Here is a 16389-nt window from a genome sequence, read left to right on the forward strand (position 1 = left end):
TCATCCCGGCCAGTTAGTACCGATGGCAGGTTTCGCAAAGTAGCCGTTGGAGTGACTGCCATCGTAGCTGAACACACTAACCGGTCAGGAAGCTGACCGACCGTGTGACCCTTGGGGCGCCGCCACACTATGGTTACGTGCAGAGCGCTCAAGGCTTACTGCATTGCAGCAATTCGGCTAAAATCGCGCTGTAATCGGTCGCGGGCATCGCGGCGTGATGCGTGCGTCCTCCCAGATCGTCAAAACATCAGAACAAGCGACCCATGTAAGCCTTGCCCCTCACTGCGAGTTGTTGCTTCACCTCCACGCTCGCGCGAGGCTTGTCCCTGTCTGTTCGCTTGCTCCACCGTTTCTTGCTTGAATTGACGCCGCCGCGCGGGCCTGTCAGTTCTGTCTGCACCCGGCCCCTTCGTTGCTGCAGTGCGCCCCTCGCGAACCTGCCTCGCGTGAGTTCATCGCGTCCCGTTTCTGGGTATGCACACCACTTGATGGACTCATAACGACAAATGAAATCCCTCCAACAGGACTGGCTCTCCAACGTCCGGTAAGCGCTCCACGAACCCCATTCTTACGTAGCCCCGTTTGAGCCCGCATGCTTCGGCTTCCGTTTTTCAGGGAGCACGAGCATGTCGGAGCGCAGTACGTTCTGGTTGTCGCACCTGTCGGCAATCGAAGCCGAGGGCATTACCACGAAGGCTTACGCCGAGCGCGAGGGGCTATCGCCGCAGGCGCTCTATCAGTGGCGCAAGCGCCTGGTGACCGGTGGCCGTCGTAGCCGCGCCAAGCTTGGCGGATTCGTCCCGATCAAAGTCGAACCCTCGATGACGCTCCGCGCGGGCTGCACGGTGGTGATCGACGCGCAGCTGCGGCTCGAATGCGCGACGCTGCCTGGCGTCGACTGGCTGGCCGCGCTGTCGGCGGCTCTTGCCGAGCGAGGGCGCTGATGCACCCGGGGCATTCGATCGGCGCGGTGTATCTGTACCGGCCGGCGATCGACTTTCGCAAATCCATCGGCGGACTGTCGGCGCTGGTCGAGCAGGAGCTGGGACTGAACCCGTTCGGCGACGCGCTGTACCTTTTCATCAACCGTCGCCGCGACAAACTCAAGGCGCTGTACTGGCACCGCAACGGCTTCTGCCTCTGGTACAAGCGGCTCGAAGCCGAGCGCTTCGCCTGGCCGGCGGCCGAGGCAAGTCAGCCCACCTGCGTACTGACGATGAAGGAGCTCGAATGGCTGCTCGAAGGCTTCGATCTGTGGGCGGCAAGGCCGCATAAAACGCTGCAATACCAATCGGTTACGTAGCGTGATCGGGTATAATTCCAGCATGCAACCACGTACCGCCGACCCTCGTTCGAATGCCGCCGTCGGCGTGTGCGCATCCCCCCTCCCCGAACAGTTACCCGACGATCCGGCCGCGCTCAAGGCCTTGCTGCGGGAACAGCAGCACGCCTTCGAGCTTGCCTTCAAGGCGCGCGAAGCCGAACTGCAAAAGGCCTTCGAGGCACGCATCCTCGAGCTCTACGAGCAGCTTCGCCTGGCGCGCCGGCGCATGTTCGGCCCCAGCAGCGAATCGCACGCGGGCCAGGGGTGGCTCTTCGACGAGGCCGAGGCGCTGGCCGAGTCCGCAACCGAGGCGGGCGACACCGCAACCTTGCCGCCGCCGGCCACCGAGACGACGGGTGAGACGCCCGCCGACACGGGCAAGAAGAAGGCGCGTGGCAAGCGCAAGCCCTTGCCGATCGAGCTGCCGCGCATCGACGTCGTCCACGACGTCCCCGAGGCCGAACGCACCTGCGCCTGCGGCACACCCATGGTCGAGATTGGCCAGGACGTCAGCGAACAGCTCGACATCGTCCCGATGCAGGTGCGCGTGCTGCGTCACATCAGGAAGCGCTACGGCTGCCCCCAGGGCGACCAGGCGCCGGTCAGCGCCCGCGCCCCGGGGCAGGTGCTGCCCAAGAGCAACGCCAGCAACGACCTCTTGGCGATGCTGCTGGTCACCAAGTACGTCGACGGGCTGCCGCTGGCGCGTTTCGAGTACGTGCTTGCCCGCGCGGGCGCGCTCGTGCCGCGTCAGACCCTGGCGCGCTGGGTGATCGGCACCGCGCAAGCGCTGCAGCCGATCGCCAATCTGATGCGCGACGTGCTGCTCGGGCACGATGTGATTCACATGGACGAAACCCCGGTGCAGGTGCTCAAGGAGCCTGGCCGGGCAGCCACGAGCAAGAGCCAGATGTGGGTGCAGCGCGGTGGTCCGCCGGGTAAGCCGGTGATCCTCTTCGAGTACGACCCGAGCCGCGCGCAGGCGGTCCCTTTACGCCTGCTCGAAGGCTGGAAGGGGCACCTGATCGCCGATGGGCTCGAGAGCTATGGGGCGATCTCCTTCTGCGAGGGCGTGACCCGGCTCGGCTGCTGGGTCCATGCGCGGCGCCGCTTCGTCGACGCCAGCAAGGTGCTGCCCGCCGGCAAGCGCGGTCGCGCCCATGAGGCGCTGGCGCTGATCGGCAAGCTCTACGCCATCGAGAAGGAGGCGCGCGAACTGAGCAACGCCGAGCGCCTGGCGCGACGCCAGAGCAGAAGCCGCGTCGTCATCGACGAACTGCGCCGTTGGCTCGATCAGGTGCTCCCCACCGTGCCGCCCACCTCGGTGCTCGGCGGCGCGTTGGGCTACCTGCATCGGCAGTGGCCGCGACTGACGCGCTACCTCGCACGGGGCGATCTGCCGATCGACAACAACCCGGTCGAAAACGCCATCCGGCCCTTCGTCGTTGGGAGGAAAGCGTGGCTCTTCTCGGATACGCAAGCCGGGGCGCGTGCCAGCGCGCTCATCTACTCGCTGGTCGAGACCGCCAAGGCCAACAACGTCGAGCCGTACCTGTGGCTGCGCCACATACTGCGCGCCGTGCCCAATGCGACCACCGTCGAACACTTCGAGGCCCTCCTGCCCTGGAATCTCAAGGCTGAGCAGTTGATCACGGCGTAGCGAGCCCGGGGAAGATGGGGTTCGTGGAGCGCTTACAACGTCCGTAACGATCTGCTCGCCGGCCTCGTCGTCGCGCTGGCACTGATTCCCGAGGCGATCGCCTTCTCGATCATTGCGGGCGTCGATCCCAAGGTCGGGCTCTACGCTTCTTTCTGTATTGCAGTGGTCATCGCCTTCACCGGCGGCCGCCCGGGCATGATCTCGGCCGCAACCGGCGCCATGGCGCTGGTGATGGTCACGCTGGTGAAGGAACACGGCCTCCAGTACCTGCTCGCCGCCACCATCCTCACCGGCGTGCTGCAGATCATCGCCGGCTGGATCCAGCTGGGCCGCCTGATGCGCTTCGTGTCGCGCTCGGTGGTCACCGGCTTCGTCAACGCGCTCGCCATCCTGATCTTCATGGCGCAACTGCCCGAGCTGACCAACGTCACTTGGCACGTCTATGCGATGACCGCCGCCGGCCTCGGCATCATCTATCTGTTCCCCTACATCACCAAGGCGATCCCGTCACCACTGGTCACCATCGTGGTGCTGACGGCCGTCGCGATCGTGCTCGACCTCGACATCCGCACCGTCGGCGACATGGGCCAGCTGCCTGATAGCCTGCCGGTATTCCTGCTCCCGGACGCGCCGCTCAACCTCGAGACGCTGGCGATCATCTTCCCGTACGCGCTGACGCTGATGGTGGTGGGCTTGCTCGAGTCGCTGATGACCGCGACCATCGTCGACGACCTTACCGACACGCCCAGCAACAAGAACCGCGAATGCGTCGGCCAGGGCATGGCCAACATCGCCAGCGGCTTCATCGGCGGCATGGCGGGTTGCGCGATGATCGGCCAGTCCGTGATCAACGTGAAATCCGGCGGTCGCGGCCGCCTGTCGACGCTGTCGGCCGGCGTCTTCCTGCTCGCGCTGCTGATGCTGGTGGGCGACTGGGTGGTGCAGATCCCGATGGCGGCGCTGGTGGCGGTGATGATCATGGTGTCAATCGGCACCTTCAACTGGGACTCGATCCGCAAGCTGCGCGAGCATCCGCCCAGCTCCAGCATTGTGATGATCGCCACCGTCGCGGTGACGGTCGCCACCCATGACCTCGCGCAAGGCGTGCTGGTCGGCGTGCTTGCCTCGGGGTTCTTCTTCGCGCACAAGGTAGGCCGTATCCTCGGCATCCGTTCGATCGCTGAGGACGAAGGCCGCCTGCGCCGCTACACCGTCACCGGCCAGGTGTTCTTCGCCTCGGCCGACGCTTTCGTCGCCGGCTTCGACTTCAAGGAAGTGATCGACAAGGTCGTCATCGACGTGTCACGCGCCCACTTCTGGGACATCACCGCAGTGAGCGCGCTGGACAAGGTGGTGGTGAAGTTCCGCCGCGAAGGCACGGACGTGGAGGTGATCGGCCTCAACGAAGCCAGCGCGACGATGGTCGACAGGTTCGCCGTGCACGACAAGGGCGACGGTGCCGACCTGCTCACCGGCCACTGAGGAGAACAGCATGAACAAGCAAGACGAGAAAGTGTTGGCCTGCGTGGACCAGTCCCATTTCGCCGACACCGTCACCGACTACGCCGCCTGGGCAGCGCGCCGCATGGATGCGCCGCTCGAACTGCTGCATGTCATCGACCGCCACCCAGAACAAGGATTGGGCGAGGACCACAGCGGCGCGATCGGCATCAACGCCCAGGAACAGCTGCTGAGCAATCTCAGTGACAGGGACGCCGCCGTTGCCCGCGCCAAGCGCGAGCAGGGGCGCGTCTTTCTCAACCGCTTGCGCGAGCGCGGGCTCGCCGCCGGCGCGCCCTCGGCCGACATGCGCCAGCGCCACGGCGCGCTCGACGAAACGCTGGCCGAGCAGGAAAACAGCGTGCGGCTCTTCGTCTTCGGCCGTCGCGGGGCCTCGGCCGAAACGACGCAGCGCGATCTGGGGCGGAACGTCGAGCGCGTGGTGCGTGCCATCCACAAACCCATTCTCACCGTGACGGAGGGCTTCAAGGAGCCCGAGCGGGTAATGCTCGCCTACGACGGCACCGCCGTGACACGGAAGGGCGTGGACATGATCGCCAACAGCCCGCTGTTCAAGGGCCTGCCGGTCCACATCGTGATGGCCGGCAAGGAAAGCGCGGATGCACCGAAGCAGATCGCTTGGGCGAAGGACATGCTCACATCGGCGGGATTCGAGGTGGTGGCCGACATCCTTCCGGGCGACCCCGAGGTGGTGATCGCGCGCGAGGTCAAGGCACGCGACATCGACATGTTGCTGATGGGCGCCTATGCCCATTCGCCGTTGCGCACGTTGATCTTCGGCAGCAAGACGACGGATCTGCTGCGCGCCGCGACCATCCCGACCCTGCTGCTGCGCTAGTACCGGCATGCGTGATCCGCCAGCGAGCCGCTGTGTCTCGCTGGCGGATGACTTCGAGCGAGGCAGCGAATCGTGGGCGCGCGGGCCCGACGCATCTCGGGGTCGAGGGATCGACCACTATGTTGCTTTGGAGATGGCGGAACCAGCCGAGGTGCGATCCGGTGATGGGGGATCGGGGGCTGCAAGCTCGGGAGCACTCTCCGGCCTGAAGCCGCATGCCGAAGTTCGCAAACGACAGACCGGTCGACCCTGAAGAGCGGCTGTTGATGCTTGACTTCTTGGACGTCGGCTCAGGCCGAGTACGAGGCGGACAGCCGGAAGAAGCGACCGGCAGCTTTAGGATTAGAAAGCCGACTTCGACTTTGCAGAGTAGGCACCCGGCGAACCCACCTTCCGCCGTCTGCTTAGCCCATTGAAGATCGTGTCCATCAAATTCGATGGCGGACACCATGGATGTGGTTATCCCGTGCCGAACTCGGCGCACGCACAGCGAAGCCTTCAAGCAATAGGTGATCTCGGCCTGCCGTGAGCCCGGCGTCTCGGTGGCCGGCGTGGCCCTGGCTAACGGCTTGAACCCCAACCAGGTCCATCGCTGGATGCGCGAGCGCGGCATCGCCACCGAGCCGGCGCAAGCCTGGCAGTACAGAGGTTACTGCGTTCGCTGAGCGAAAGCTTTGTACTGGTGCAGGTCGCCCCGTCCCCTCCGTCGAGGCGCCGGTGATCCGCCTCGAGGTGCAGCGTGGTAACGCACACGTCAAGCTCGAATGGCCGCTCCAGACCGCCGAGGCCTGTCGTGCATCGCTGCGCGAGTGGCTCGCATGATCCGCATCGAGGCGCTGTTGCTGTCGGTAGCGCCCCTGAACATGCCCTCAGCCTTGGATACGTCATGACGCATATCATTCGCGTCGCGTTTTCATCGCGAGGGATGCTATTAGCATTATGACGGGCTGTCCGGAGCCGTGGAGGGTTGGGGGCCTGACGGGTTCACCTTGGCTTGCCGGATGCATGATCAGAATCGTGATAAATACAAACAGCCTCAGCTCACGGGTAATCCTGCGTTGGGTGCCCCGTCGTGAGGAGCTATGGCAAGCTTGAACATTTAATAGGTGGACGCCTGTTCAATCGGGGCATCCTGAGTGCCTTCAGGTCGCCTCTGGTTGATTGGCGTTTCATCGAAACGCTTGCTCCTGTGAAAGGGAGGTTTGCCGTTGCGGTATGGTGCCTTGAGCTCTTGCCTTCGTTGACCGTATTTATGGCGGACAGCCGGCTCTTCGGTTTCCCACGGTTCTCTCATGCTGCCTTGGGACGCGGTTTTGATCGGGTGTTACACACCCGAATATATGCGCGTCCGTTACAAGTATTGACATGGTTCATGGAGAACTGCCAGCGTTTCACCGATGTGCCGATTCGTAAGTGTAGGAATTAAAATGTGTAACGCTCCTTTCTTGGATATGTAACGCCTTCGATTCGAGCGTTATCGTCGGCTTCGGATCACTGTTACATCGCTAAGGACGCCCGTGCGAGAAGGCTCAGCGTTCTCCCTCGCATTGCGATCTCTGCGTCCGAATAGACCCCGCTGTAACGCTGATGATTCTTAATGACTGGCATTCCGAAGGGGGGGCTGACGGCCCGTATAAACCACAAGGGCCTTGTCGTTTATACGGGCTGCCAAATCGTTTCATTCATTGCGAAAATGAGGGCTCGAAATCACGCTAGCGTGCAAACTCGGCACGCTAGCGTTTCAATTTGGCACTGTAGGGTGCTGTTACATCACCGAAGTGGCCGTTACATAGGGTACAGAGATGGGTGTTACATACCTGCTGCCTCCCCGCTTTTGGGTTGCGCAGTTGGCGCTTCAGATCGTGGTGTCGCGGGCGGCGGAGGCGGCGCTGGGTTGGGAGCTGGCATGAGTGCGGGATACCCCGCATCTTCTGCTTGTGCCTGACGGAAGTAAGGTTCAGGCATGAGCAAAGCGAGCTGCACCTTCTGCGCATTGCGGAGCGCATCCTGCTCTTGGTGGACGAGGCGATGGCTATCCGCGACGCCTTTCCGGTGTCGCAGGGATACAACTTGGTCTTCCCGTGTCGTCACGTTGGATCTTTCTTCAAGCTGACCGAGTCAGAGCGCGCATGTGTGCTCGAGCTGCTTGCGCAGGCGAAGGCCGATCTCGATCTCAGCTTCTACCCCGACGGCTTCAACATTGGCATCGATGACGGGGCTGCTGTCCGGCTGCCCAGTCGAAGGTGCGTGCGCCTTGTCGATCGGCCTAGTCGCTGATTCAAGCCTTGCAGTCAGCTCCGCCTGGGCACTTCGGTTGGTTGGGATACATTCCTTTTTCTATTCGGGGGCTTGGGCGTCCGATCAGGATGTGTCACGCCTTGGGTACTTAAGGCAGCGAGCCTTCAATGGAAAATCCACGTTTCAATCGAAAAGGCGATGAATGGCATCACCTCTCGCGAAACAAAGTGCGGGGTAATTTCGCATTTGGGCCGTATTGGCGGGCTCATTTTTGTGCGCAGGCAGTATGAACGCCATGGTGAAGGTGAAACGCCCTCCGCAAGCTCTCTCTGGCAAGTGAAGCAAGACCCAACTGCAGGAGGGCAATCCAGGCAGGAAGAAGGTGCGGGAACGCGAGCCGTGACGACGATGTGATTGTGGGATGGTCTCTTTACGCAGTCACTCAGTTCGCCGCGGCACTGGTGAAGGTGTCAGGCATCTGCAACGCGACAATCTCGCCCTTGGCCGTGGCGATGCCATCGGCGAAGACGGTCGCTTCGACCACGACCTTGCGGCCCTTTATCTCCTTCACCTGACCCCGGATCTCGAGTTCCGGGCCAAGCGGGGTGGGCTTGAGATAGCTTACGTGCAGTGACCCGGTCACGAAGCGGAACGGGGGCTGGCTATCCATCGCCCTGTTTTCGGCGCGATACATGGCTGCCGCGGCCGTACCCGTGCCGTGGCAATCAATGAGCGAGGCGAGCAGGCCGCCATAGACGAAACCGGGAATTGCGGTGTGCTCCGGCTTCGGCTGATAACGGGTCACCGTTTCGTCGCCATCCCAGAGGGTCTTGATCTGGTGCCCATGCTCATTGTTGCGGCCGCAGCCGTAACAGTGGGCAAGGTTCTCGGGGTAGTAGTCCTGGAATGCCTTCATGTTGTTGTCCTCTCGAGACGTCTGTGGTGCCTCGATGCTATGCGGAACTCGCCTCGCCGCGGATTGCGGGCGCGGACAAGCTGCGTGCAAATTCCGCCAATGGTGCATCTCGGCGGTCGTATATGGCGACCGCCACCGACGCCACACCGCTTCTCTCCCTTTGCGGTCAGACGTGGAGTGTCTGATACGCTCACGAAAGCGCGGTCCGGGCGTGGCAAACCTATGATCACGCCCGTGATCAAGAAGGCGTGACCTTGCTGCGCGATGCAGAAGAGGAGTGCCACTTGAGTCGGCGATCGGTTTTCTTATTACCGATCGTGGCGACGCTGCTTCTGCCCGGTCAGTCTGCCGTTGCGTCGGCTGAACTGGCACGGGCGAAATACTGCATGAACTGCCATGGGTTCGGCGCCATGATTGTGGGGCCAGGCTAAAGGGACATCGCCGCCCGTCGTGCCGGGGAACCGGGTGCTCAAGAGTTGCTTGCTGGCCGCATCCAGCGCGGTAGTGCTGGCGAATGGGGGCCGGTTGCCATGCCCGCGAATGCCGTCAGCGATGAGGACGCCCTACACCTGGAAGCCTTCAGGCCGGAATCTTTATGAGATTCGTGATCGCAAAACCGGCGACTTGAAATGGACCGCGACGCGGGTGGACCTCGTCTTCGGCTCAAACTCGATCCTGCGTGCCTACGCCGAGGTGTATGCCCAGGATGACAACAAGGAGAAGTTCGTTCGTGACTTCGTTGCTGCTTGGACCAAGGTCATGAATGCAGATCGATTCGATCTGACTTGATATGTCTTGGGGGCACCCCGTCGCCAGCGGGTCTGTCGTCGTTGGGGAGCGCCGGCTTGGCATGTTTTTTTGCCAGTATTTCCGATGTCTGGCAGTTGGCAATGCCATAGTGGCAGTCTGGCAGGTTCGGTCGCCCAGAGGCAGAGCGCCAGCGGTCGAATGCGCTCTGGTTGCTGCCTTGCAATCTGTGGCACAGAGTTTGCTAGGTCTCTCTCAGGAGGCGGGGTTTTCGGGACAATCAGGCAGGCCGTATCCCTCTTGCGGCCACTCCCCTTACTGATTCGGTCCCAGCGAAGTGTCGAAGCTCCGCCCCTTTTTTCCGTCGTCTCGACGGATCCGTGTCCAACGAGAGAGCACATCATGTCCGATACCCTGAAAGAGCGCCGCCGACTCCTGATCGCAACTTCCGGTGTCGGTGCAGTCGCCGCTGCGGCCACCGCCGTTCCTTTCGTCGCTAGCTTGACGCCGTCCGACCGGGCTCGCGCGGCGGGTGCGCCCGTAGAGGCGGATGTCAGCAAACTGGCGCCCGGTGAAATGATGACATTCGAGTGGCGAGGGAAGCCGGTATGGCTGTTGCGTCGGACTCCCGAGATGCTTGCAGCCCTTGAAGGCCACGAGTCGCGTTTAGCCGATCCTGCGTCGGCCGAACCTCAACAGCCCGATTACGCGGCGAACCGTCACAGGTCGATCAACCCGGAATTCCTCGTCGTAATCGGTATTTGTACGCACTTGGGATGTTCGCCGTCCGAGAAGTTTGCGCCGGGTGCTACCAGTGGGATCGGAGAGGACTGGCCAGGCGGTTTCCTGTGCCCTTGCCACGGTTCGATCTTCGATCTGGCGGGGCGAGTATTCCTGAGCCAACCTGCGCCGACCAACCTCGAAATTCCCCCGCACAAGTGGTTGAGCGATAGCCTGGTTTTGATCGGCGAGGACGATAGCGCTGCAGCTTGACGACACACTCTCACCTATCTTTTATTGGCCAAGCATAGTCTTTGAAGAGCGCACAAAAATGAAGATCGCGGTTACGAGCCAGAATTTTCGCACGGTCACTGCCCATGCGGGCAAGACGCGTCGCTTCCTGATCTTTGATATCAGCTGTCCTTGCTCTCCGCGCGAGGTCGATCGCCTGGACTTGGGCAAGGAAATGTCGTTTCACGAGTTCAGGGGAAGTCTTCACCCGATCGATGGGGTGGCCGCGCTGATTACAGGTGGGGCAGGGGAGGGGTTCCGTGTCCGTATGGCACAACGTGGCATCGAACTCATCGTTACGGGTGAGACCGATCCGGTCCAGGCCGTCATCGATTACACGCAAGGTATCGTCAAGCCGGCGCTCCCTCACGACGAGCACGAACATCGTCACTGATCATTGCCTTTGAGCTCTCCAGTGCAACTCGATGACGTTAATGCCGGCGGATATGCTGTATTCAGTAAGGGGTGACCTTCAGGCGACAGGAAGGGCAGTTTCGATTGGCTGTGGTCGACCGTAGCGCCATCCCTGTGCGTAGTCGACGGGGAAGTCGCGAAGTATCTCCACTTCGTTAACGCGTTCGACGCCCTCTGCCAGGATTTCGATTCCCAGCCCTTTGAGGGTGGCCGTGCTCTGGGCCAGATCGGCCAGCAGCGCGGGGTTGCGGCCCAGGCTGCGGATGATGGTAATGCACAGCTTGACGAAGTCCGGTTGCAGGGCCTTCGCGGCTTCCAGATCCGCATAGCCGCAACCCGTGTCATCCAAGGCGACACGGGCGCCGCCGGCGCGCAGTTCATCTAGGAGGGGTAGCAGCGCGCGGGCATGGTTGAGCGGCAGATGTTCGGTGATTTCGACCACGATACCAGGTCGGCCCAAGGCGCGGCGCAGGGCGTCATCTGTGAGGCCAGCACTGGAGAGGTTGATGGTGAGCCAGTAATGAGGTAGCAGGGCCTTCCCTTGTTTTAAGGCCTGCCAGGCGCAGGCGATCTCCAGCTCCCGACTTAGGCCGCAGCGGGCAGCAGTGTCAAAGAGCTGGTCGGCACGTTCCAGCGCGCTACCTGCTGGGCCGCGGGTAAGTGCTTCGTAGCCGAGCAGTTGTCCGTCAGGAAAGCGGACGATCGGCTGCACGAGAGTGCGTAGCCCCCCTTGGTGCAGCAGCGTTTGCAACTGGGCTTCGGCGGAGGTACACCCCAAGCGAGGGGCAGATTCCAGTGTTTGCAACACCTGCTGCAGATCGGGGTAGCCGGGAAACTGATGTACTCGAAAGCGTGCCAGCGCCGCCGTGGCACTCCCGAAGATATCCCGTGCCAGCTGGCCAGCTAGTTGGGTCGTCGCAGTCAGCACGGCGACGTGATGGTTTTCGGGGCGGCCTCCGAGCAAGCGGCCGTTAAGATTGTCCGGAGTATCAAGAGTACGGCTGCGATAGGGGATCAGCCATATTCCCGGGGGCAAGTCGCGAGGCAGAGGACTCCGTTCACTGCCGGACAAGACTTCCCCGATGATGCTGGCTACGCCCTGATCCAGCTCGCTCAAGGCGCCTGCGACGGCTGCCGCACCCCTGCTCGCCTCCAGGGCCTCCATCCCCGCCAGGTGAAAGACCAGGCAATGGACTGGCATTGCTCAACCCAGCTTGAAGCGGCCCACCTGCTGGCGCAGGCGGCTGGAGATCTGTTCGAGGTCAGCGACGGCGGCCGTGTTTTCCTTCATTGCGCCATGGGTTTCCAGAGACATCGCGCTGATCTTTTCCATTTGCTGGGCGAGGTCGGTAGCGGTGCTCGCCTGCTGGACCGTAGCCCGGACCACGTCCTGCACGTTCCTGAGGGAGTCCTGTGCCTGTCGAGTGATTTCTCCCAGCATGCCGCTTGCCTCATTGGCCAGGGCCAAGCCTTGCTGTACCTGGGGCGCGGCGGTGTCCATGGCGGCGACGGACTGCTCCGTTTCGTGCTGCACCAGCTCGATCATGCGGGCGATTTCGGCGGTGGAGTTGCGGGTGCGCTCGGCCAGCTTTCGTACTTCGTCGGCCACCACGGCGAAGCCGCGGCCGGCCTCTCCGGCCCGGGCGGCCTCAATGGCGGCGTTGAGGGCAAGCAGATTGGTCTGTTCGGCAACTTCCCGGATTACGCTGGCTATTCCTCCAATCTCCTGGGAGCGTTGTTGCAGGCTGCGGATCTGGGTGGTGGATTCGACCACGGTACTGGCGATACGGGCCATCTCCGCCGCAGCCTGCTGCACCAGCTTCACGCCCTGTTCGGACAGTTCGGCAGTGCGGGCCGAGTTGGCCTCGGTCAGGTGGGCGATCTGGGATACCTCATTGATGCTCGTGGTCATCTCCGCGATGCTGGCGGCGGAGGCGGCAGAAGCATCCGCCTGGTTGGCGGCGGCGTCGCGGGCATTGTGCGAGGCCTCTGCGACTTGTTCAGCCTTGTGGAAGAGCTCGATGGCGGCCTGGGCGATATCGGTGAACAGGTTGCGCAGGTCGTCCTGCATGCGGGAGACCGCCGCCAGCATGCTGTCCGGGTGTTGGGCTCGCACCGGCATGCTCAGGTCGCCGCTGGCGATGCGGGTGACCGCCTGGGCCGCCTGGTTAGGCTCCCCGCCCAGGGCGCGGCCCAGTTGCCGCGTGATCTGGAAGGCAATGACGGAGCCGATGACGATGGCGAGGCTGCACAGGGTCACCATGAACAGGGCGAATTGACCGGCTACTTCCCGGGCATGGGCGGTCGCGGCCTGGTTGCGTTTTTCCTGATAGTCAATGAAGGCGTTGATGCGGGTCAGCCACTCGCTGAGGGCGGGACGGGCCTCTGCGAGCAGCAGGGCCTGGGCGCCGGCGACATCGTTGTCCTGACGGGCTTGGATCACCCGCTGCATCAGCGGTTGGCTGAGCGCTTCGCCTGTCTGAATCGCTGCCAGCAACTGTCGTTCCTCCTGGCTGATCTCCGGGTCGCTGGCAAAGAGCTTGTGCAGCGCGGCCGCAGAGTCCTGATAGAAGGCGGTCAGCCGCTCGATATCCTGCAGGGCGGCGGTTAGGCCGGCGGCGTCGCGCACCAGCGTCACATCGCGGAGGCTGATGGCCCGGTCATGGACGCTCCCACGGAAGTTGATGGCGTAGCGCTGCTTCACCGCATTCACATCGGTGATTTCGGTCAGGGTGTTGTCGATAAGGTTCACCTTCTGGATACCGAAGGCGGTGATCCCGATCATCAAAGCCAGCACCAAGCCAAAGCCCATGGCTAGGCGTTGTCCTGTGGTGAGGGATGAGGATGACATGATGAGTTTGGCGAATTAGTGAAAATTAACTTTAATTTCAGGTGGTATAGCTTTCAAATCGTTAATAGGTATGGTTTCTATAGGACAGCGCTATGAAAGGCGCTCTGCCGCGAAGGCGGGTGTCGAGGTGGCCGGCGCGTTTATTCACCCTGGAGGTCGGTAGGCCATCGGAAATTCAGTCCTGTCGAAGTTCGATCGTCCCGCCAGCGTTACCGCAGTTTGGAAAGTAGGGCATTCCGCCCACCTCGACGGACTTGGCAAAGCAAAGCCCGGCACAGAGCCGGGCTTGCTGGCGCGGGCGCCTTCGCGGGGTCAGCGCGGGTCGACGCGGTGGATCTTGTCTGCGTTCATCCTGGACGACCACGGCAGGCCGCTGTTCTGCCAGCCGTTCTTGAGGCGGAAGCCGGCCTGCGGGCCGTCCTTGATCGCGTCGCCCTGAAAGCCGTTGATGACGTAGCGTGCGTTGGGGAAGCCGCTCTCGCGCAGCAGGGCGGCGCTCGGTTCGCCGCGCTCGCTGCCCGAACGGCACATGGTGATGATCTCGGCATCGGCACTCAGACCGCGCCGGGCGAGTTCCAGCTTCACCTGATTGACGAAGTCCGGATTGCGGTACAGGCGGAACACGCCCTTTTCGGCATTCCATTGCGCGCGGTCGACCAGCATGAAGGGCACGTTCGCGTGCACCGCATCGCTGAAGCCGACGAACATGATCTCGATCGGGTCGCGGACGTCGATGAACAGCACGTTCGGTTCGGCCTTCTGGATCTTGGCATAGGCCTCTGCCGCCGAGAGGCCGATGTCGGTCGCATGGGCGGTGAGGCTGGCGAAGCCGATGGCGGCAGCGATCAGGAGCTTCTTCATCTGATGGGTTCTCCGGTGATGGGTTGGGTTCAGGCCTTGCGGTGCAGGTAGGCAGCGATCGGCCAGGCCAGCGCGGCCGCGACCGCGCCGAAGGCGGCGGCGTAGAAGAACAGGTTCATCCAGTCCACCCAGTAGCCCATGTTGGCGAAGGACGACTTGGTCATGGCTGGGGTGATGAAGAAGGTGATCGCCGTGGCGATGAGGCCGGTGATGAAGGCCGGGGCGAGGGCCTTCGTCCAACTGGCGCCAGGCCGGGTGGCGGCGAAGAGCATCAGCGCCAGCCACAGCACGACGGTGCCGACGACGGCGGGCAGGTACTGCATCCCGAGTTCGAACAGGATGTTCAGGGTCAGCCAGATCTCGTACATGTCGTCTCTCCCCTCAGACCCGGCCCTTGGCCACGGCCATGTAGGCGGGCTTGAGCAGGCGGTATTTCATGACCCAGGCGAAGTAGCTGTCCTGCAGCGGATCGATCATCGGCAGTGAGGGTGTGAGGTTGTTCTCGTAGTCGAACTCGACCAGCAGCGCCGAGCCTTCGCGCAGCAGCAGCGGGCAGGAGGTGTAGCCGTCGAACACCAGTGACAGTTCGCGGCCGGCGATCACCTCGATCAGGTGCTGCGCCACGATCGGCGCGCTCTTCTTGACCGTCGCGGCGGTCTTGCCCTTGGCGGTGCCGTTGATGTCGCCGATGCCGAAGACGTTGGGGAAGCGGCGGTGGCGCAGGGTCTTGGGGTCGACCTCCAACCAGCCGCCGGCGGCAAAGCCGCCTTCCTGCCACGACAACGGGCTGTTCTTCACCGAGTCGGGCGCGCGCATCGGCGGCACGACGTGGATGAAGTCATAGTCGATCTCGCTGCGTTCGCCTTCCGGGCTCGTCACGGTGGCGCGGCGCGCGCCGATGTCGACCGCCACCAGCTTGCTGTTGAAGGTGACCGGGATGTCCAGTTCGGCCCAGCGGCGCAGGACCTCCTCGTTGATGCGCGGCACGCTGAAGATGTTGCCCAGCGCGGAGTGGAAGTCGATCTTCGAGGCCTCACGCGTGCCGGCCTGCTGCAGGCGGTCGGCGATCATGAAGGTCATCTTCAGCGGCGCGCCAGCGCATTTGAGTGGTGTGGCGGGCAGGGTCATCAGCGCTCGGCCGCCCTTCTGCCGGAAGGCGTTCATCGCCTGCCAGGTGGCTTCGGCGGCGGTCGGACTGGGATAGACGCAGCCCAGGCCGTGGGTGCCGATGGCGGCGACGTCCATGCCTTCGACCTGGGCGAAGTCCAGATGCAGGCCGGTGGCCACCACCAGGTAGTCGTACTCGATGCGCTTGCCGCTGTCGGTGACGACCGCGTTGGCCTCAGGGTCGAACTCCGCCACCATCTCGCGCACCCATTCCACGCCGGCGGGCACGAGATCGGCGTTGCGGTCGCTGACCTTGCTCACCGGCCAGATGCCGGTCGCCACGAGGGTGTAGCCGGGCTGGTAGTGCGGTCGATGATCGTGATCTTTGCGCCGTCCAGCTCGCGCGACAGGCGGCTGGCAATGGCGAGGCCGCCCAGGCCGCTGCCGGCGATGACGATGCGGGCCGAGGTCTTCAGTGAAGCCTGTGCTGATTGGGGGCCGATCGACAGACCGGCACCAGCGACGACGGGCAGGGCGGACGCGCCGAACAGCAGGCGACGTCGCGTCTCGTCGACGTCGGGTGCTACGCAGGGGGGGGCAGGCGTGTGGGACATATGTCTCTCCTTCCCGGGCAGGGGCCTGTGCGGTGCGCACGGCGCCGGTTTTATCGTTGCTGCCTTTTCAATAATATAAGTAAATACTTAAATATACACACTGCAAGCAGCGCTATGTAACCGAGGTCACATAGCGCCGCCCTGCAGGAAGGCGAGGCGTACGACGGCCAGGGCGATGCCCAGCAGGCAGGCGCCCCCCGAGAACAGCAGGCGCCAGGCCCGGTGCCGCGGCACGAAGCCGACGCCGCGCACGAAGCCCGCGCTCATGGCCCAGAACAGCGCCATGG

17 protein-coding genes and 1 pseudogene are annotated in these 16389 nt (G+C 63.1%); 10 read left to right on the plus strand and 8 right to left on the minus strand.

Features of this window, described 5'->3' with window-relative positions:
• Positions 1 to 626 precede the first annotated feature (626 nt).
• The 7 genes from tnpA to C664_RS17320 all read left to right on the plus strand — a co-directional run bounded on the left by tnpA (position 627) and on the right by C664_RS17320 (position 7620).
• Entirely contained in the window at positions 627 to 944 is a 318-nt protein-coding gene (gene tnpA, locus C664_RS17290) for an IS66 family insertion sequence element accessory protein TnpA (RefSeq protein ID WP_004261324.1), read from the plus strand.
• Positions 944 to 1303, plus strand: a complete 360-nt coding sequence (gene tnpB / locus C664_RS17295; RefSeq protein ID WP_004261344.1) for an IS66 family insertion sequence element accessory protein TnpB — start codon at positions 944 to 946, stop codon at positions 1301 to 1303. Before tnpA ends, tnpB begins: the two co-directional genes overlap by 1 nt.
• A 22-nt stretch (positions 1304 to 1325) precedes the next feature.
• On the plus strand, positions 1326 to 2984 hold the full coding sequence (gene tnpC, locus C664_RS17300) for an IS66 family transposase (RefSeq protein ID WP_004261347.1): 1659 nt from the start codon (positions 1326 to 1328) through the stop codon (positions 2982 to 2984).
• A gap of 51 nt (positions 2985 to 3035) precedes the next feature.
• Positions 3036 to 4466: a SulP family inorganic anion transporter gene (locus tag C664_RS17305; protein WP_051019167.1), complete on the plus strand. Its 1431-nt coding sequence runs from the start codon at positions 3036 to 3038 to the stop codon at positions 4464 to 4466.
• Between the two features lie 10 nt (positions 4467 to 4476).
• On the plus strand, positions 4477 to 5343 hold the full coding sequence (locus C664_RS17310; protein WP_004291328.1) for a universal stress protein: 867 nt from the start codon (positions 4477 to 4479) through the stop codon (positions 5341 to 5343).
• A 509-nt stretch (positions 5344 to 5852) separates the two neighbouring features.
• On the plus strand, positions 5853 to 6008 hold the full coding sequence (locus C664_RS20860) for a hypothetical protein (RefSeq protein ID WP_198291548.1): 156 nt from the start codon (positions 5853 to 5855) through the stop codon (positions 6006 to 6008).
• 1270 nt (positions 6009 to 7278) lie between these two features.
• Positions 7279 to 7620, plus strand: a complete 342-nt coding sequence (locus tag C664_RS17320) for an HIT family protein (protein ID WP_004291329.1) — start codon at positions 7279 to 7281, stop codon at positions 7618 to 7620.
• A 403-nt stretch (positions 7621 to 8023) separates the two neighbouring features.
• Here C664_RS17320 and C664_RS17325 read toward each other — a convergent pair whose 3' ends face one another.
• A complete protein-coding gene (locus C664_RS17325; protein ID WP_004291330.1) occupies positions 8024 to 8497 on the minus strand; it encodes a PaaI family thioesterase in 474 nt (157 codons plus the stop codon).
• A 564-nt stretch (positions 8498 to 9061) separates the two neighbouring features.
• On the opposite strand from C664_RS17325, the pseudogene C664_RS20435 reads away from it, so the two are divergent.
• From C664_RS20435 to C664_RS17335, 3 genes and pseudogenes are all read left to right on the plus strand, one after another.
• A pseudogene (locus C664_RS20435) lies at positions 9062 to 9286 on the plus strand (catalase-peroxidase); the annotation flags it as partial.
• 360 nt (positions 9287 to 9646) lie between these two features.
• Entirely contained in the window at positions 9647 to 10237 is a 591-nt protein-coding gene (petA, locus tag C664_RS17330) for a ubiquinol-cytochrome c reductase iron-sulfur subunit (protein ID WP_004291333.1), read from the plus strand.
• A gap of 58 nt (positions 10238 to 10295) precedes the next feature.
• Positions 10296 to 10649, plus strand: coding sequence for a NifB/NifX family molybdenum-iron cluster-binding protein (locus C664_RS17335; RefSeq protein WP_004291335.1), 354 nt, complete (start codon positions 10296 to 10298; stop codon positions 10647 to 10649).
• A gap of 78 nt (positions 10650 to 10727) precedes the next feature.
• On the opposite strand, the gene C664_RS17340 is transcribed toward C664_RS17335, so the two are convergent.
• The 7 genes from C664_RS17340 to C664_RS20440 all read right to left on the minus strand — a co-directional run bounded on the left by C664_RS17340 (position 10728) and on the right by C664_RS20440 (position 16387).
• Positions 10728 to 11786 carry an EAL domain-containing protein gene (locus C664_RS17340; protein WP_157354225.1) on the minus strand — a complete coding sequence of 353 codons (1059 nt, stop codon included), beginning with the start codon at positions 11784 to 11786 and terminating at the stop codon, positions 10728 to 10730.
• Between the two features lie 87 nt (positions 11787 to 11873).
• Positions 11874 to 13520, minus strand: coding sequence for a methyl-accepting chemotaxis protein (locus tag C664_RS17345; protein WP_038012260.1), 1647 nt, complete (start codon positions 13518 to 13520; stop codon positions 11874 to 11876).
• 312 nt (positions 13521 to 13832) lie between these two features.
• Positions 13833 to 14381 (minus strand): rhodanese-like domain-containing protein, encoded by a 549-nt coding sequence (locus C664_RS17350; RefSeq protein ID WP_004291338.1) that lies wholly within the window; start codon positions 14379 to 14381, stop codon positions 13833 to 13835.
• A gap of 29 nt (positions 14382 to 14410) precedes the next feature.
• On the minus strand, positions 14411 to 14749 hold the full coding sequence (locus C664_RS17355; protein WP_004291339.1) for a hypothetical protein: 339 nt from the start codon (positions 14747 to 14749) through the stop codon (positions 14411 to 14413).
• A 13-nt stretch (positions 14750 to 14762) separates the two neighbouring features.
• Positions 14763 to 15830, minus strand: a complete 1068-nt coding sequence (locus tag C664_RS17360) for an NAD(P)/FAD-dependent oxidoreductase (RefSeq protein ID WP_004291340.1) — start codon at positions 15828 to 15830, stop codon at positions 14763 to 14765.
• Positions 15806 to 16102: an NAD(P)-binding protein gene (locus C664_RS21055; RefSeq protein WP_004291342.1), complete on the minus strand. Its 297-nt coding sequence runs from the start codon at positions 16100 to 16102 to the stop codon at positions 15806 to 15808. Before C664_RS21055 ends, C664_RS17360 begins: the two co-directional genes overlap by 25 nt.
• 126 nt (positions 16103 to 16228) lie before the next feature.
• Positions 16229 to 16387, minus strand: coding sequence for a cyd operon YbgE family protein (locus C664_RS20440; RefSeq protein WP_004291343.1), 159 nt, complete (start codon positions 16385 to 16387; stop codon positions 16229 to 16231).
• Between the last annotated feature and the right edge of the window lie 2 nt (positions 16388 to 16389).

It is taken from the genome of Thauera sp. 63, assembly GCF_000310165.2.
Taxonomy (GTDB): Bacteria; Pseudomonadota; Gammaproteobacteria; order Burkholderiales; family Rhodocyclaceae; genus Thauera; species Thauera humireducens.

What these genes read in the sequence shown, in the direction of transcription:
- petA (WP_004291333.1), top strand. Translation starts at nt 9,647, where the DNA reads ATGTCCGATACCCTGAAAGAGCGCCGCCGACTCCTGATCGCAACTTCC.
- C664_RS17325 (WP_004291330.1), bottom strand. Translation starts at nt 8,497, where the DNA reads ATGAAGGCATTCCAGGACTACTACCCCGAGAACCTTGCCCACTGTTAC.
- C664_RS20440 (WP_004291343.1), bottom strand. Translation starts at nt 16,387, where the DNA reads ATGGCGCTGTTCTGGGCCATGAGCGCGGGCTTCGTGCGCGGCGTCGGC.
- tnpA (WP_004261324.1), top strand. Translation starts at nt 627, where the DNA reads ATGTCGGAGCGCAGTACGTTCTGGTTGTCGCACCTGTCGGCAATCGAA.
- C664_RS17350 (WP_004291338.1), bottom strand. Translation starts at nt 14,381, where the DNA reads ATGAAGAAGCTCCTGATCGCTGCCGCCATCGGCTTCGCCAGCCTCACC.
- tnpB (WP_004261344.1), top strand. Translation starts at nt 944, where the DNA reads ATGCACCCGGGGCATTCGATCGGCGCGGTGTATCTGTACCGGCCGGCG.
- C664_RS17355 (WP_004291339.1), bottom strand. Translation starts at nt 14,749, where the DNA reads ATGTACGAGATCTGGCTGACCCTGAACATCCTGTTCGAACTCGGGATG.
- C664_RS21055 (WP_004291342.1), bottom strand. Translation starts at nt 16,102, where the DNA reads ATGTCCCACACGCCTGCCCCCCCCTGCGTAGCACCCGACGTCGACGAG.
- C664_RS17335 (WP_004291335.1), top strand. Translation starts at nt 10,296, where the DNA reads ATGAAGATCGCGGTTACGAGCCAGAATTTTCGCACGGTCACTGCCCAT.
- C664_RS17310 (WP_004291328.1), top strand. Translation starts at nt 4,477, where the DNA reads ATGAACAAGCAAGACGAGAAAGTGTTGGCCTGCGTGGACCAGTCCCAT.
- C664_RS17345 (WP_038012260.1), bottom strand. Translation starts at nt 13,520, where the DNA reads ATGTCATCCTCATCCCTCACCACAGGACAACGCCTAGCCATGGGCTTT.
- tnpC (WP_004261347.1), top strand. Translation starts at nt 1,326, where the DNA reads ATGCAACCACGTACCGCCGACCCTCGTTCGAATGCCGCCGTCGGCGTG.